We start from the raw sequence: 13,805 nt of genomic DNA on the forward strand, positions 1-13,805 counted from the left end.
ATGGCCGGCATTGTCGTGGACCGCGTCCGCAAGGTCTATCCGAACGGGTACGAGGCCATCAAAAGCCTCTCCCTGGACATGGCCGACGGCGAACTCGTCGTGCTGGTCGGGCCGTCGGGCTGCGGCAAGTCCACCCTGTTGCGCATGATCGCCGGCCTGGAGACCGTCACCGACGGCACGATCGCCATCGGGGACCGGGTGGTCAACGAGGTCGAGCCGGGCGAGCGCGACATCGCCATGGTGTTCCAGAATTACGCGCTCTATCCGCACATGAGCGTCTATGACAATCTGGCCTACGGGCTGCGAAACCGCCGAACGCCGAAAGACGAGATCGACCGGCGGGTGCGGGCAGCGGCGGATATGCTGGGCGTCGCCTCCCTCCTCGATCGCAAGCCGCGCCAGATGTCCGGCGGTCAGCGCCAGCGCGTCGCCATGGGCCGGGCCATCGTGCGCGAGCCGGCCGTGTTCCTCTTCGACGAGCCGCTCTCCAACCTCGACGCCAAGCTTCGCGTGCAGATGCGCGTGGAGATCAAGAAGCTGCAGCGCAAGCTCGCGACCACGAGCGTGTATGTGACCCACGACCAGCTCGAGGCGATGACGCTCGCCGACAAGCTGGTGGTGATGAACGCCGGCGCGGTGGAGCAGGTCGGCACGCCGATGGAGCTCTACGACCGGCCGGCCAGCGTGTTCGTGGCCACCTTCATCGGCTCGCCCGCCATGAACACCCTTCCCGGTACCGTCTCCAACGGGCATCTGCACCTGGGCGGCGCCGCAACCAACGGCAACGGCGGGCGGCCTGAGCTGCCGGTCGATGCGCCGGCGGGACCGGTCACCGTGGGCGTGCGGCCGGAGCACTTGGTGCTCGGCGGTCTGCCCGACGGCATGCAGGGCCTCGACCTGGCCTTCGGCGTGACCACGGTGGAACCGGTGGGCGCGGAAAGCCTGATCCATTGCGAGCGCCCGGACGGGACCGGCCTGATCGTGCGCGCCCATGGCACGCACCGGATCGCGCCGGACAGCCTGGTCCACTGCCACGCACCGCCCGAGGCCCTGCATCTCTTCGACCGCGAGACCGGCGCGCGGCTGGCTGGCTGAACCGCTGGCCGGCTGAGCCCGCATCGCCCACCACCGATGCTGACCGATTGCCTTCACCGTACGGATTGGTATGGTTGGCACTCAAACGAACGGGTGAACCGTTCGATGAGAACGGCACGGGGAGGAAACCGGCACGGTCCGCGGTCAGGACGGCACACAGAGGCCGTCTGCCGGTACGGTCCCTGTCCTCTCCCTGTCGATGATCGACGTCGCCAACCAGGGAGGACAGCGACCGATGAAGGGTACTTGGCTCGCCGCGGCCGCGGCCGCAGGCATGGTCTTCGCCACACAAGTCAGCGCGCAGACCGAACTTTCGTTCTCAAGCTGGCTTCCGCCCCAGCATCCGTTGCAGCCGACCGGCTTCGAGCCGTGGGCGAAGTCGATGGAAGAGGCCTCCGACGGCCGCATCACGCTGACCATCTATCCCTCGCAGCAGCTTGGCGCCGCGCCCGACCATTATGACATGGTGCGCGACGGCATCGCCGACTTCGGCTTCATCAATCCGGGCTACCAGGCCGGCCGCTTCCCGGTCGTGGCGCTCGGCGAGATTCCGTTCCAGATCACCAACGCCGAAGCCGGCAGCCGCGCCTTCGACGAATGGTACCGGCAGTATGCCGAGAAGGAGATGCCGGAGATCTACGTCTGCATGGCGTACCTGCATTCGCCCGGTACCTTCCACTCCAAGGAAAAGTTGACCCTTCCGGCCGATGTGGAGGGCAAGAACATCCGCCCGGCGCACGCCACCATGGGCCGCTTCGTGACGTCGCTCGGCGGTGCCAACGTGCAGGTCTCCGCGCCTGAAGCCCGCGAGGCGCTGTCCAAGGGCGCGGCCGATGCGATCACCTTCCCCTGGAATTCCATCTGGCTGTTCGGCATCGACAACGTCACCAAGCATCACCTCGACATGCCGCTGTACGTGACCACTTTCGTCACCGGCATGAACAAGGCGCGCTACGAGGCCCTGTCGCCGGAAGACAAGGCCGTCGTCGACGAGCACTGCACGCCGGAATGGGCCGAGAAGGTCGCCGCCGGTTGGGCGCAGTGGGAGGACAAGGGCCGCGAGATCGCGGTTTCGTCGGACGACCACATTCTCCACGAGCCCACCGACGAGGAGGTCCAGGCCTGGAAGGACGCCGCGGCGCCGCTTCTTGAGCAGTGGAAGAAGGATGTGAACGATCGCGGTTACGATGCCGACGCGATCTACGAGAGCTTCAACGAGACGCTTGCGAAGCACGACTCGGCCTACTGACCACGACGGGTGCCGCGCCGCGGCGCGGCACCCGATCCACGCGTCAGGCAAGGGCCCTGACCGACCTGCTGCCGCACGCCCCGCCGGGACCGCTGGCGGCCTGCCGACCTCCCAAGCCTGGGGCAGACATTCATGCGCTCGATCTTCCGCTTTCTCGAACGCTTCTCCAAGGGCGTCGACGTGATCGCCGGCATCTGCCTCGGTGTGGTCACGCTCCTGGTCTTCATCTCGGCGGTCGGCCGCTACCTCTTCACTTTTCCGATCCCCGATTCATTCGACATCTCCCGCCTGCTTCTGGGCGTGGCGGTGATGTGGGGCCTTGCCTCCATCGGCTTTCGCGGCGGGCACATCGCCGTGGACATCGTCGCCCAGGTCGTTCCGCAGCGCGTCGGCCGATGGATGGAAGCGTTCGGCTGGCTGGTGCTGCTCGGCTTCACCATCGTGTTTGCCTACAAGCTGCTCGGCCGGGTCGAAAGCGCTCAGGGATCGCACGAATCCACCTTCGACCTGCGCCTGCCCGTCTGGCCATGGCTCGCCTTCGCCTGGCTGGGCGTGGCGGTCTCCGTCATCACCATCGCCGCGCGACTTCTCTATCTCCTGACCGGGGCCGAACGGCAGACGCCCGCCCCGGACGACCACACGCCCGCGGAGACCGGTTATGAGTGAGCGCGACCTCGTTGCCGTCCTGGGTTTCGTCGCCTTGTTCGCGATGATGCTGGTGCGCGTGCCGGTGGGTGTGGCCATGGGTGTCGTCGGCGTGTCCGGCTTCGCAGCCATCGTCGGCTGGGGGCCGGCGCTGAATCTCCTTGCCACCTCGCCGATCCGTACGGTCACCGACTACAATCTCTCTCTGGTGCCAATGTTCATCCTGATGGGGGTGCTGGCAACCAACTCCGGCCTGTCGCGCGAGCTGTTCCGCGCCGGCAACGCCTGGCTCGGCCGGTTCCGGGGCGGGCTGGCGCTCGCCACCGTCGGTGCCTGCGCCGGATTCGCCGCGATCTGCGGATCGTCGGTCGCAACCGCCGCCACGATGACCAACATCGCGCTGCCGGAGATGAAGCGCTTCGGCTACCCCGACGACGTGTCCACCGGCGTCATCGCGGCCGGCGGCACGCTCGGCATCCTCATTCCGCCCTCCGTGGTGCTGGCCGTTTATGCCTTCATCACCAACCAGGACGTGGGCAAGCTGTTCATCGCCGGCGTCGTGCCAGGCGTGCTGGCCATCCTGTTCTACATGATCACCGTGCAGCTGGTGCACGGCCGCCGATTGCCATCTGGCGAGAAGAGCAGCCTGCGCGAACGCCTCGTCTCACTGCGCGGCATCTGGGCCGTGGCGCTGCTCTTCGTGGCCATCATCGGCGGCATTTATGCCGGCGTGGTCACCCCCACCGAGGCGGCCGCGGCCGGCGCGGCGCTGACGGCACTGATCGGCATCCTGCGCGGTCGGCTCGGCCCGAAGGCGCTGGCCGCCAGTCTCGCCGAGGCACTCCGGACGTCCGTCTCCATCTACATGATCCTGATCGGCGCGCTCCTCTTCGGCTATTTCCTCACGATTACCCAGACGCCGCAGAAAATCACCGCCTTCCTGGTGGGCCTCGATCTCGGCGCCTATCCGACGCTGGCGCTGATCCTCGTCTTCTTTCTGCTCCTGGGCTGCATCCTCGATGCCATGGCGATGATCATCCTGCTGGTGCCCATCGTCTTCCCGGTGGTGCAGCAGCTCGGGTTTGATCCGATCTGGTTCGGGATCATCGTCGTGATGACGGTGGAGCTCGGCCTGATTACGCCACCGGTGGGCATGAACGTCTTCGTCATCAACTCCATCACGCCGAAGATCAGCCTCTACCAGATCTACAAGGGGGTGATGCCGTTCGTGCTGATCGACATCGTCCGCCTGATCCTGCTGGTCGCCTTCCCCGCGATCGTTCTCTTCCTGCCCCGGACCATGCAATGAGCGCCACCGACACGCCGGGCACGCGGCTGCCCGTCCCGGGCCTTGCCCACCTGTTCGACCTGACGATCGAGCTGTCTGCGCCGCACGAGGGCGGCGACGGCGCCAAAGGCCGCCACCGGATCATCCCGATCGTGGGTGGCCGGGTATCCGGCGAGAGGGTGAACGGCACAATCCTGCCGATCGGGGCCGACTGGCAGACGGTCCGCCCCGACGCCGTTGCCGAACTCGACGCCCGCTACGCCTTCGAAACAGACGACGGCGCACTCGTCGAGATCCAAAATTTCGGCTTCCGCCACGGCCCGCAGGATGTGCTGGCGGCCGTCGGCCGCGGCGAGGACGTGGATCCGTCGTCCTACTACATGCGCACCAAGGCACTCTTCGTGACCGCCGATCCGCGCTATGCCTGGCTCAACCGGATCGTCGCGATCGGCAGCGGAGCGCGGCTGAGGTCGGCCGTTGTCCTGTCCATGTACGAGGTGCTCTGAGCACCCTTCCACGCCATCGCCTGAGACAGAAAAGGGGAGGACGGAGCCAGGCTCCATCCTCCCCTTTTTCGTATGCAAGCGGCGGCGCCGCCGCCCGGAGCCCCGCAGCGCGCGGCTCCGGAGGAGACCATGCCTATCGGGGCTCGGACATCAGCCCCTTGATCAGCGCGAAGCAGCCAAGCAGCAGCACGATGGCGAAGGGCAGGCCCGTCGAGACCGATGCCGCCTGCAGGGCCGTCAACCCGCCCCCGAGCAGCAGCACGATGGCCACGAGACCTTCGAAGGTGGCCCAGAAGACGCGCTGCGGCACGGGCGCATCCACCTTGCCGCCGGCCGTGATGGTGTCGATCACCAGCGAGCCGGAGTCCGAGGACGTCACGAAGAAGACGATCACCAGGACAATCGCGATGAACGAGGTGATGGAGGCCAGCGGCAGATCACTCAGCATGGTGAAGAGCTGCAGCGGCATGTCCGCCTCGGCGATGTCGGTGAAGCCTTCGTTGACCATCGTGATCGCGGAGCCGCCGAAGGCCGTCATCCAGAGGACCGACACCATGGACGGGATCAGGAGCACGCAGAAGATGAACTCCCGCACGCTGCGGCCACGGCTGACGCGGGCGATGAACATGCCGACAAACGGTGACCAGGAAATCCACCAGGCCCAGTAGAACGATGTCCAGCCCTGGCTGAAGTTGGTGTCGGACCGGCCGAACGGATTGGCCAGTGCCGGCAGATACTCCGCATAGGCCACCAGGTTGGCGAAGAAGCCGGTGGCGATGAGCATCGTCGGGCCCACGGCAATGACGAACACCAGGAGCAGCGCCGCCAGGACCATGTTGATTTCCGACAGCCGCTTCACGCCGGCGTCCAGACCGGCCACCACCGACACCAGCGCAACACCGGTGATGCAGAGGATCAGCACGATCATGGAGATATCGTTCTCCGGGATGCCGAACAGGAAGTTCAGGCCCGCATTCGCCTGCTGGGCGCCGATGCCGAGCGAGGTGGCCAGGCCGAACAGCGTGGCAAATACCGCCAGCGTGTCGATGACATGGCCGACCCAGCCCCAGACGCGCTCGCCGAAGATCGGGTAGAACATGGAGCGCACCGACAGCGGCAGCCCCTTGTTGTAGGCGAAGATCGCCAGCGACAGGCCGACGATGGCGTAGATCGCCCAGGGGTGAAGACCCCAGTGAAAGATCGTCGCTGCCATGGCGAGACGGCGGGCTTCCATCTCCACTCCGGCCGCGCCGGCCAGCGGCGCCCAGCTTTCGGGGCTTCCGGCCCCTTCAGCAAGCGATGCCGAGTAGTGCGAGATCGGCTCCGAGACGCCGAAGAACATCAGTCCGATGCCCATGCCGGCAGCAAACAGCATCGCAAACCAGCCGGTATAGGAATAGTCGGGCGTGGCCTCGGTGCCGCCGATGCGAACCTTGCCGAGCGGCGAGATCATCAGCAGGAGCGCCAGGACGACGAACACGTCGCCGGCGAACAGGAAGACCACGTCGAAGGTCGAGGTCACGGCCGGGCGAAGCCAGCCGAACATGGTGCTCGCCTGCTCAGGCATCGCCGTCGCAAAGATCACGAAGGCAACGATGGTCAGGCCGGACACCAGAAAGACGGGATTGTGGATGTCCATCCCGAACGGGCCGATCTGCGGCTGGATGTTGTCCTGGCCGACCGTGTAGTCCGTTTCGATGGGATTGGCGTCCCCGTCGGGGGTCATTATCGTGTCGTCGCTCACGTCTGCGATCCTTTCGTCTTCTTGTCCTGCGGAGCGAATGGACAATCGTAAAATGGGTCGGCGCGCCGGGGCGCGGCCGGACTGCTTGGCTTAGCGGACCACGAACACCGACACGTGGGCGTGGGATGCGATCTTGCCGCCGTGAGAGGCGAAGAAATGCTCCGGCAGGCCCGGGACATGGGACGCCATCACGATGGCATCGCACTCCGTCTCTTCGGCGGCGGCGAGCAGGGTCTTGTCGAGATCGACGGCCGGGTCATGCGCGGCATAGGCCACGGATTCCACCGGGAGGCCCTGGCTCTCTGCCATCTCGGAGGCAAAATGCTCCAGCTTGTCGGCATATTCTTCCGGGTTGTGCGCCACTGCGGTCGGCGTTTCAGCGGTCACGCCGACGAGGCACAGTCCGCATCCGTAGAGGCGGGCGAGGTCGACACCCACGCGGAGCGCCTTCTCAAGCCGATCCACGTGCTGAAGATCGACCGGCAGCATTATCTTCTTGAACATCTTTCGTCCCGTCGGTGCACGATGTGGTTGGCAGACGGGGCCGATCGCCGACTTCCCGGTCGCCTTTTGTCGGAAGCGACAGGTTTCCTGCGACAGGAGTGCAGCCGGCGTCAGGCCCCCAAAGTCCCGCATCGGGTCTTCGGCCGTGCGCCAACCTGTCATGGCGGTCCGGGCAAGTCAATCCAAGCCACCCTTACCCGGCGAAATGTATAAGTATTCCCGCCCGCAAAGGGACGTATAGGCCCTCAAAAAATCGAAATAAACCGAATTGGGGCGAAGCAACCAAATTTGCGCCCCAATCTATTTAATAGTTTCGGAATATCAACTTGAGCGGAGTGTGCGCGACTTGCCCCCCCAGGCACGGTCGAGACCGCTTCACCCCATAAAAAAGCCGCCCCGCGCAGGCGCCCGGGACGGCGATGGATCATCGATGCGACAGTCCGTCAGAGAACGGCTGCGGGCGCTTTCCGGGTCTGGATCGGCCGGCGGCGCTCGGGAATGAGCCGCGCATACCACTGATTGACCTGATCGTGCGCCTCCTCCGAGGTGACGCCGTAGCGTGCCTGAATGCGCCGCACCAGGCGCTCGAGCCGGCCGTCGATCTGGTCGAGATCGTCGTCGGTGAGACGGAACCACCGTTCCTGAACCGCACCCTTCATCGGCCGCCAATTGTCGCGAATCTGTTCCAGCATCATCACTCCCACTCCACCCACGCCAGCGACCCAGTCACCCGCTCAAACCTGAACCGTGCACTGGCCCGAAAGGTTCCCGCGCCCCCGGATCCCGGAGCTGAAAAACCGGCAGCGCCGTTGCATCCCACGGAACCACCCCCGGTTTCGGGAATTGAGCCGACATCACCCCGGGGACAACCGGACGCTCGGCACGGCGCGCATCTGTCTGATTTGACACCGCGATTGGGGCGGCGTCCGCCGCTTCGGGTTCCGCTGCGCGATCAGGAGACAGGCGTGTCGCACCACGAGGAAGGCGAGTTGACCATCGCCGCGCTGGCCCATTCGGAGACGGCCGAAAGCGGTGGCGTGCGTCGGCCTCTGGCGACGGCAGCCAACTTCGCGACGGTAGGGCTGTTCATTATCGCCTTCGTCGCCGTGCTGCACTTCGGAAGCAGCATCCTCGCCCCCACCGTCGGCGGCTTTCTGGTCGGCCTGACGCTGGCGCCGGTGGTCGACTGGCTGAAGCGCCGGGGCCTGCCGCCGGCCCTGTCCAGCGCGCTGATCGTCTTGACGTCGGTGGGCGCCATTGCCGGTTTGATCGTGGCCATGGCGGTGCCGCTGGAAACCTGGTCGGCCCGCATTCCCGAGATCACCAGCGAACTGGAGCAGAAGTGGGAGGATATCCGCGGGCCGCTCGAACGGCTCAAGCAGGTCGAGGAAAAGGTGAACGAGGCAACCGCCGGCGGTGACGAGGCGGCCATGGAGGTCGCCGTGAAGTCACCCGGCCTGGTTACCGCGATGGTTTCGTCGGCCCCCGACATCAGCGCCCACGTCCTGATCTTCCTCGCGACGCTCTACTTCTTCCTGGCAGGCCGGACCGAATTCCGAAGGCAGGTCCTGGCAAGTTTTGTCCGCTTCCGCCGACGCCGTGCCGCCGCCCGCATGTTTCGCGAGATCGAGCGGTCCCTGTCGCGCTACGTGCTGACCATCGCCGGCATCAACGCCACATTCGGCATCATCGTCGGCCTTGTCATGTGGGGCCTGGGTCTCCCCTCGCCCCACCTCTGGGGCGCGATGGCGGCAGTCCTGAACTTCGCGCTCTATATCGGACCGGCGACCATGGCGGTCATCCTTCTCGGCGTCGGAGCCATCACCTTCGACAGCGCCGCGGCAGTGCTGGCGCCGCCGCTGGCCTTCATCACCCTGAACCTGATGGAGGGCCAGTTCATCACGCCCACCGTGCTGGGCCATCGCTTCGCGATGACGCCCATGGTGGTGTTTCTGTCCCTCGTCCTTTGGCTCTGGGTGTGGGGTATACTCGGCGCCTTCATGGCGGTGCCGCTGCTGATCGTGTTCCGGATCGTTCTTTATCACCTGGCTCCGCGCTTTCGCCTCTCCTGAGGCGAAGCCGGGGTCCAGGGGCGCGCCGAGCCGTTCCGGTCGACGGCCGCCGACAGGCAGACGGGCAGACTGCTAAGAGGTCGCGCGCTCGTAGGCGGCGAAAAGGTCGGTCACTAGCACGCCGTCGATGCGCATTCCGATGAGGTTCGCATCCGCAATTTCCGCACCTTCCAAGGTCGCGCCCGTGATGCGCAGCCCCGACAGGTTGGCGTTGGTAATGGTCGCCCCTGACAGGTTCACATTGTCGAACCGGGCGTCCGCGAGGTTGACGTCGTCAAACTCGGCTCCACCAAGGTTGGTGTTCGTGAATTTTGCCCCTTTGAGGACGGCGAAGAAACTGGCATCCGCCAAGTTGACGCCGTCGAAATCGGCGCCGGACATGTCGGCTCGCTTGAATTGGGCCCCCTGCATCTGAGGGCCATCGAACGGGTTCTGCCGTCGGGTTTCACTCATGGTCCCCTCCATGGCCGGAGCATTTGCTGGCATTGCCAGCCCATGTCCGACGATTGCTGTCGCCGAGGGATACATGGTGCCCACTTAGCCTGCCGTCTCTTATTCATCGCGCGACCGCGCGCCAGCCGGAGGCCGCGCCCGCGCAGCGGCGAGCGAAGCGAGCTCGCGTAAGCGATGTCTTTGGACCGCAATCGCGGACGGAAAACCGCAAGGGCACTTTTCCTGCGATTGGCTTCTTAAACCGCAATCGCGGACGGAAAACCGCAAAGGCACTTTTCCTGCGATTGGCTTCTTAAACCGCAATCGCGGACGGAAAACCGCAAGGGCACTTTTCCTGCGATTGCTTTAGCGGATCACGTTAGGGGCCTGCGGTGCCGGGGCGAGGTTTGTCGATGGGCCGACCGTCCGCACCCCGTCCGACGTCGAACCGGAGGACGATCCACCCGACTGCGGCGTCGGGATGGAGCTGGAGGTCGCCGGCGCCGGGATCGATGGCGCCCGCGTGGTCGGCTTGATCGCCGTGCTTGGCGTGGTTGGAGACGGCGTGCCGGGCCGCGGGATCGACCCCGATGTCGTAGGCGCGGAAATGGACGGAGCGGGCTGCACTTGAGGCGTGGTCGTCCGGCGCGGCGCCGGCACCGACGAAGTGCTGGGCTGCGTGACCCGGATTCTCTGGGCCGTTGATGGCGGCGGCACGACGGCGGCACCGGCGGCAGCCTCGTTGTCGACCGGTTTCGGAGCCTCACGCTTGACCGACGTACGCGTGCTGCTGCTGCGCCGGGTCGGCTTGCTCCGATAGTTGCCGTAGCCGGCCGGCGGCGCCATCGACAGGTCCTCGACGACCTTGTCCGGACCCATCGGCGCTCCGAGCTCGCCGAGATCGGGATTCGGCTCCGGCGGCTTGCCGTAGATGTTCCAGTTGTCCTGCAGGAAGTAGACGTTCACGTTCAGACCGTACGGCAGGTACAGCAGCTCGCGCGGTGTGGCGCCACGGTCGCAGAAGCGCAGCCGCCAGGTGACGGCGCCGCGGTAGCCGGGGAACAGGACGCTCTTCTTGGCCCGAATCTGCTGCCACGCGTAGATGCAACTCACACCGTTGCCCAGGCGACCGGTCGCAAAGCCGAACGGCCCGAACCGGTTCTGCACGTAGGTTTCGGAGATGGTCATGGCCACGCCGGGGAAGCGCTCGCGCATCTCGCGGCGGATGTCCGCGGTGGTCGGCTCGTCCATCGGCATGCGCTCCATGCCGCGATCGTCGCCCATCGGCCCGAAGGCGCGCGCGACAAGGACGTTCTCACCGGCCGAGGCGGTCGGGTTTTCCAGCAGGATCTCCTGAAGGACGCCGTTGTAGAAGCGCTGCTCGACGATGGCGATGGGCTGAGGACCACCGGGTGGCGTGCTGATAAAGGCATTCTCGACCGGCACCTTGGACGCCAGGGTGGCGAGCCGGGGGCCGCGCGGCTTGTACGAGCACGCTGCCACCGCCAGGGCGAGAGCGACGATCAGACTTGTCCGCGCCAGAAGCTTCAGCATGGGCCTTCCATCTCGAACCGTGCACGCCAACTTCCCGGTTCTCCGCGGCCGGGTATCCGACCGCAGAACCTGCACACTGCGCGCACCGATTCTTGCTAACCGCCAAGCCTTGAGAATCCGTTAACCATGTTCGCGCGCGCCCTGACCGGCCGGGGTTGACCGCAAATCACGCCCGCAAGCGCGACGTGCCGCACCGCGAACGCACGGGCCGCTACATTTTTTGAACGACCCGGGGAGGCCAATTGGGGTAGAGGTTAACGCAAGGGACGACGGCGATCGGATGGTCAGAGGCTGTTAACGCGCGCAGCCTAAGTTGCGCGGTGATAGCTCCGGGCAAGGGAGATGGAGCATGCATAGCATCGACCAAACCCGCACGGACGGCGTGGCGTAGACTGGATGGCTAAGATCCTGAATGTAGTCGGCTGGGCGTTCTTCGCCCTTGTCATCATTTTCATGGTGACGCAGCCGATCGACATCAACACGCATTTCATCACGGCCATGCTCGTCGCGGCCGTCATCGCGATCTTGAAGAATTTCAAGCGCGAGGGCGCCTTGCGGCTGATCGTGCTCGCGCTCGCCACCTCGATCGTGCTGCGCTACGTCTACTGGCGCACCACCAGCACGATCCCGCCCATCGGCCAGCTCGAAGACTTCATTCCGGGCGTCATCCTGTACGTCGCCGAGATGTACAGCGTCTACATGCTGTTCCTCAGCCTGTTTGCCGTTTCCGATCCGCTGGAACGGCCGAAGGCCCGGGTGCTGGCGGACGACGACCAGCCGACCGTCGATGTGTTCGTCCCGACCTATAACGAGGAACCGGCGCTTCTGGCCACGACCCTCGCCGCGGCCAAGCAGATGGACTACCCGTCGGAAAAGTTCGTCGTCTATCTCCTCGACGATGGCGGCACCGATCAGAAGTGCGAGGACGAGGATCCGGAGAAGGCCGCTGAGGCGCAGGCGCGTCGTCGCGAACTTCAGCAGCTCGCCCGCGACATGGGCTGCCGCTACCTGACCCGCGCCAAGAACCTTCACGCCAAGGCCGGCAACCTCAACAACGGTCTCGCCCACTCCCACGGCGAGCTGGTGCTCGTGCTCGATGCCGACCACGCACCGACGCGCGATCTGCTGAAGCAGACGGTGGGGCTGTTCCGCGACGACAAACGCCTGTTCCTGGTCCAGACGCCGCACTTCTTCATCAATCCGGACCCGCTCGAGCGCAACCTGGAGACCTGGTACCGCATGCCGTCGGAGAACGAGATGTTCTACGGCATGATCCAGAAGGGCTTCGACAAGTGGGATGGCTCGTTCTTCTGCGGATCGGCTGCCGTGCTGCGCCGCTCGGCGCTGGAACTGGCCGGCGGATTCTCGGGCGTGTCCATCACCGAGGACGCGGAAACCGCGCTGGAGCTGCATTCGCGCGGCTGGCACAGCGCCTATGTCGACCGGCCGATGATCGCCGGCCTGCAGCCGGAAACGTTCGCCAGCTTCATCGGCCAGCGCTCGCGCTGGGCGCAGGGCATGCTGCAGATCATCCTTCTCAAGCGCCCGTTCCTGAAGCGCGGCCTGAAGATCCCGCAGCGCCTGTGCTACATGGCCGCGTCGATGTTCTGGCTGTTTCCGTTCCCGCGGCTGACCTTCCTGTTCGCGCCGCTGGCCTATCTGTTCTTCTCGCTGCAGATCTTCAACGCGTCCGGGGCGGAGTTCGCCGCCTACACGATGACCTACATGCTCATCAACGTGTTGATGCAGAACTACCTGTATTCGAGCTTCCGCTGGCCGTTCGTTTCCGAACTCTACGAGACCATCCAGTCCGTCTACCTGATCAAGGCGCTGGGCGGCGTGCTGATGAACCCGCGAAAACCGACCTTCAAGGTCACCGCCAAGGGTGAATCGACCACGCAGAGCCGTATCTCGGAGCTTGGCTGGCCGTTCTACATCATCTTCTTCATCCTGTTCTTCGCGCTTCTGGTCACAATCTGGCGCGTCTGGACGCAGCCCTACATCGCCGACATCGCGATCGTCGTGGGCGGCTGGAACGTCTTCAATCTCATCATTATGGGCGCGGCGCTCGGCGTGGTGTCGGAGCGCAAGAACCTCCGTCAGAGCCAGCGCGTCACGATTAACCGAAAGGCCGAGATTCTGTTCGGCGACGAGGTCGTGCCCGCCAAGATCGACGACGTATCGGTCACTGGTACCCGCCTGCTAGTTCCCGCGAACGCCCTGCGCAACCTCAAGCGGGGCCAGGAAGTGTCCATGCGTTTCGAGCCGCGCGCGGAGCTGAAGTCCAACGCGCTGCCGCTGCAGGTCATGTCGATCATGCGAGACCAGGGCGGTCAGGCACTCGGCTGCAAGTTCGCCACTAAGGAGGCGGCTCACTTCCGCCTCGTGGCCGACCTCGTCTTCGCCGACTCCGATGAGTGGGTCGCCTTCCAGCAGGGCCGGCGCAAAGATATCGGCGTGCTGCGCGGCATCGGCGAATTCTTCATCATGGCGTTCTACCAAACCGTCCGCGGCCTCTCCTATCTGTTCCCGCGCAAGGACGAAGGGGGCGGCCCCGCCGAGCAGGGCATTTCGGCCGACAACGCCAGCACGGCCGGCCACGGTCCCGTGGAGCGCCTGCCTCCGCCCGACCACCCCACCGGCAGCTACGACGACTTCGATGACGGCCCCGTTTCGCCCACGCCGCAGGGCTCGCGCACGGTGCCGGCAGAATGAG

Annotated in this window: 12 protein-coding genes; 7 read left to right on the forward strand and 5 right to left on the reverse strand. The window is 65.4% G+C overall.

Annotation, left to right across the window (positions count from 1 at the left end; all coding sequences use genetic code 11):
* The 5 genes from C507_RS0116410 to C507_RS0116430 all read left to right on the forward strand — a co-directional run bounded on the left by C507_RS0116410 (window position 1) and on the right by C507_RS0116430 (window position 4,783).
* Complete coding sequence (locus C507_RS0116410; RefSeq protein ID WP_018700808.1) at window positions 1-1,095, forward strand: sn-glycerol-3-phosphate import ATP-binding protein UgpC; 1,095 nt, start codon at window positions 1-3, stop codon at window positions 1,093-1,095.
* Between the two features lie 235 nt (window positions 1,096-1,330).
* Window positions 1,331-2,344 (forward strand): TRAP transporter substrate-binding protein, encoded by a 1,014-nt coding sequence (locus tag C507_RS0116415; RefSeq protein ID WP_018700809.1) that lies wholly within the window; start codon window positions 1,331-1,333, stop codon window positions 2,342-2,344.
* Between the two features lie 132 nt (window positions 2,345-2,476).
* Window positions 2,477-3,010 (forward strand): TRAP transporter small permease, encoded by a 534-nt coding sequence (locus C507_RS0116420; protein WP_018700810.1) that lies wholly within the window; start codon window positions 2,477-2,479, stop codon window positions 3,008-3,010.
* Window positions 3,003-4,298: a TRAP transporter large permease gene (locus C507_RS0116425; RefSeq protein WP_018700811.1), complete on the forward strand. Its 1,296-nt coding sequence runs from the start codon at window positions 3,003-3,005 to the stop codon at window positions 4,296-4,298. Before C507_RS0116420 ends, C507_RS0116425 begins: the two co-directional genes overlap by 8 nt.
* On the forward strand, window positions 4,295-4,783 hold the full coding sequence (locus C507_RS0116430; RefSeq protein WP_018700812.1) for a DUF3237 domain-containing protein: 489 nt from the start codon (window positions 4,295-4,297) through the stop codon (window positions 4,781-4,783). The genes C507_RS0116425 and C507_RS0116430 overlap by 4 nt, the downstream gene beginning before the upstream one ends.
* A gap of 133 nt (window positions 4,784-4,916) precedes the next feature.
* Here C507_RS0116430 and C507_RS0116435 read toward each other — a convergent pair whose 3' ends face one another.
* The 3 genes from C507_RS0116435 to C507_RS23505 all read right to left on the reverse strand — a co-directional run bounded on the left by C507_RS0116435 (window position 4,917) and on the right by C507_RS23505 (window position 7,723).
* Entirely contained in the window at window positions 4,917-6,509 is a 1,593-nt protein-coding gene (locus tag C507_RS0116435; RefSeq protein ID WP_018700813.1) for a BCCT family transporter, read from the reverse strand.
* A 108-nt stretch (window positions 6,510-6,617) separates the two neighbouring features.
* Window positions 6,618-7,031 (reverse strand): universal stress protein, encoded by a 414-nt coding sequence (locus C507_RS0116440; protein WP_018700814.1) that lies wholly within the window; start codon window positions 7,029-7,031, stop codon window positions 6,618-6,620.
* 443 nt (window positions 7,032-7,474) lie between these two features.
* Entirely contained in the window at window positions 7,475-7,723 is a 249-nt protein-coding gene (locus C507_RS23505) for a CsbD family protein (RefSeq protein WP_245559704.1), read from the reverse strand.
* 273 nt (window positions 7,724-7,996) lie between these two features.
* Here C507_RS23505 and C507_RS21775 point away from each other — a divergent pair, with 273 nt between their 5' ends.
* Window positions 7,997-9,103 carry an AI-2E family transporter gene (locus C507_RS21775; protein ID WP_018700816.1) on the forward strand — a complete coding sequence of 369 codons (1,107 nt, stop codon included), beginning with the start codon at window positions 7,997-7,999 and terminating at the stop codon, window positions 9,101-9,103.
* A gap of 72 nt (window positions 9,104-9,175) precedes the next feature.
* Here C507_RS21775 and C507_RS0116455 read toward each other — a convergent pair whose 3' ends face one another.
* Both C507_RS0116455 and bcsN read right to left on the reverse strand, forming a co-directional pair.
* Window positions 9,176-9,556 (reverse strand): pentapeptide repeat-containing protein, encoded by a 381-nt coding sequence (locus tag C507_RS0116455; protein WP_026319173.1) that lies wholly within the window; start codon window positions 9,554-9,556, stop codon window positions 9,176-9,178.
* Window positions 9,557-9,901: 345 nt separating this feature from the next.
* Complete coding sequence (gene bcsN, locus C507_RS22540; protein WP_018700818.1) at window positions 9,902-11,089, reverse strand: cellulose biosynthesis protein BcsN; 1,188 nt, start codon at window positions 11,087-11,089, stop codon at window positions 9,902-9,904.
* 396 nt (window positions 11,090-11,485) lie between these two features.
* On the opposite strand from bcsN, the gene bcsA reads away from it, so the two are divergent.
* Window positions 11,486-13,804: a UDP-forming cellulose synthase catalytic subunit gene (gene bcsA / locus C507_RS0116465; RefSeq protein ID WP_018700819.1), complete on the forward strand. Its 2,319-nt coding sequence runs from the start codon at window positions 11,486-11,488 to the stop codon at window positions 13,802-13,804.
* The last annotated feature ends 1 nt before the right edge of the window (window position 13,805 follow it).

This window comes from Amorphus coralli DSM 19760 (assembly GCF_000374525.1).
Lineage (GTDB): Bacteria > Pseudomonadota > Alphaproteobacteria > Rhizobiales > Amorphaceae > Amorphus > Amorphus coralli.

Excerpts from the sequence above, each read along its gene's own strand:
- C507_RS0116435 (WP_018700813.1), bottom strand. The coding sequence starts at position 6,509 with ATGACCCCCGACGGGGACGCCAATCCCATCGAAACGGACTACACGGTC.
- C507_RS0116455 (WP_026319173.1), bottom strand. The coding sequence starts at position 9,556 with ATGAGTGAAACCCGACGGCAGAACCCGTTCGATGGCCCTCAGATGCAG.
- C507_RS0116410 (WP_018700808.1), top strand. The coding sequence starts at position 1 with ATGGCCGGCATTGTCGTGGACCGCGTCCGCAAGGTCTATCCGAACGGG.
- bcsA (WP_018700819.1), top strand. The coding sequence starts at position 11,486 with ATGGCTAAGATCCTGAATGTAGTCGGCTGGGCGTTCTTCGCCCTTGTC.
- C507_RS0116420 (WP_018700810.1), top strand. The coding sequence starts at position 2,477 with ATGCGCTCGATCTTCCGCTTTCTCGAACGCTTCTCCAAGGGCGTCGAC.
- C507_RS0116415 (WP_018700809.1), top strand. The coding sequence starts at position 1,331 with ATGAAGGGTACTTGGCTCGCCGCGGCCGCGGCCGCAGGCATGGTCTTC.
- C507_RS0116430 (WP_018700812.1), top strand. The coding sequence starts at position 4,295 with ATGAGCGCCACCGACACGCCGGGCACGCGGCTGCCCGTCCCGGGCCTT.
- C507_RS0116425 (WP_018700811.1), top strand. The coding sequence starts at position 3,003 with ATGAGTGAGCGCGACCTCGTTGCCGTCCTGGGTTTCGTCGCCTTGTTC.
- bcsN (WP_018700818.1), bottom strand. The coding sequence starts at position 11,089 with ATGCTGAAGCTTCTGGCGCGGACAAGTCTGATCGTCGCTCTCGCCCTG.
- C507_RS0116440 (WP_018700814.1), bottom strand. The coding sequence starts at position 7,031 with ATGTTCAAGAAGATAATGCTGCCGGTCGATCTTCAGCACGTGGATCGG.
- C507_RS23505 (WP_245559704.1), bottom strand. The coding sequence starts at position 7,723 with ATGCTGGAACAGATTCGCGACAATTGGCGGCCGATGAAGGGTGCGGTT.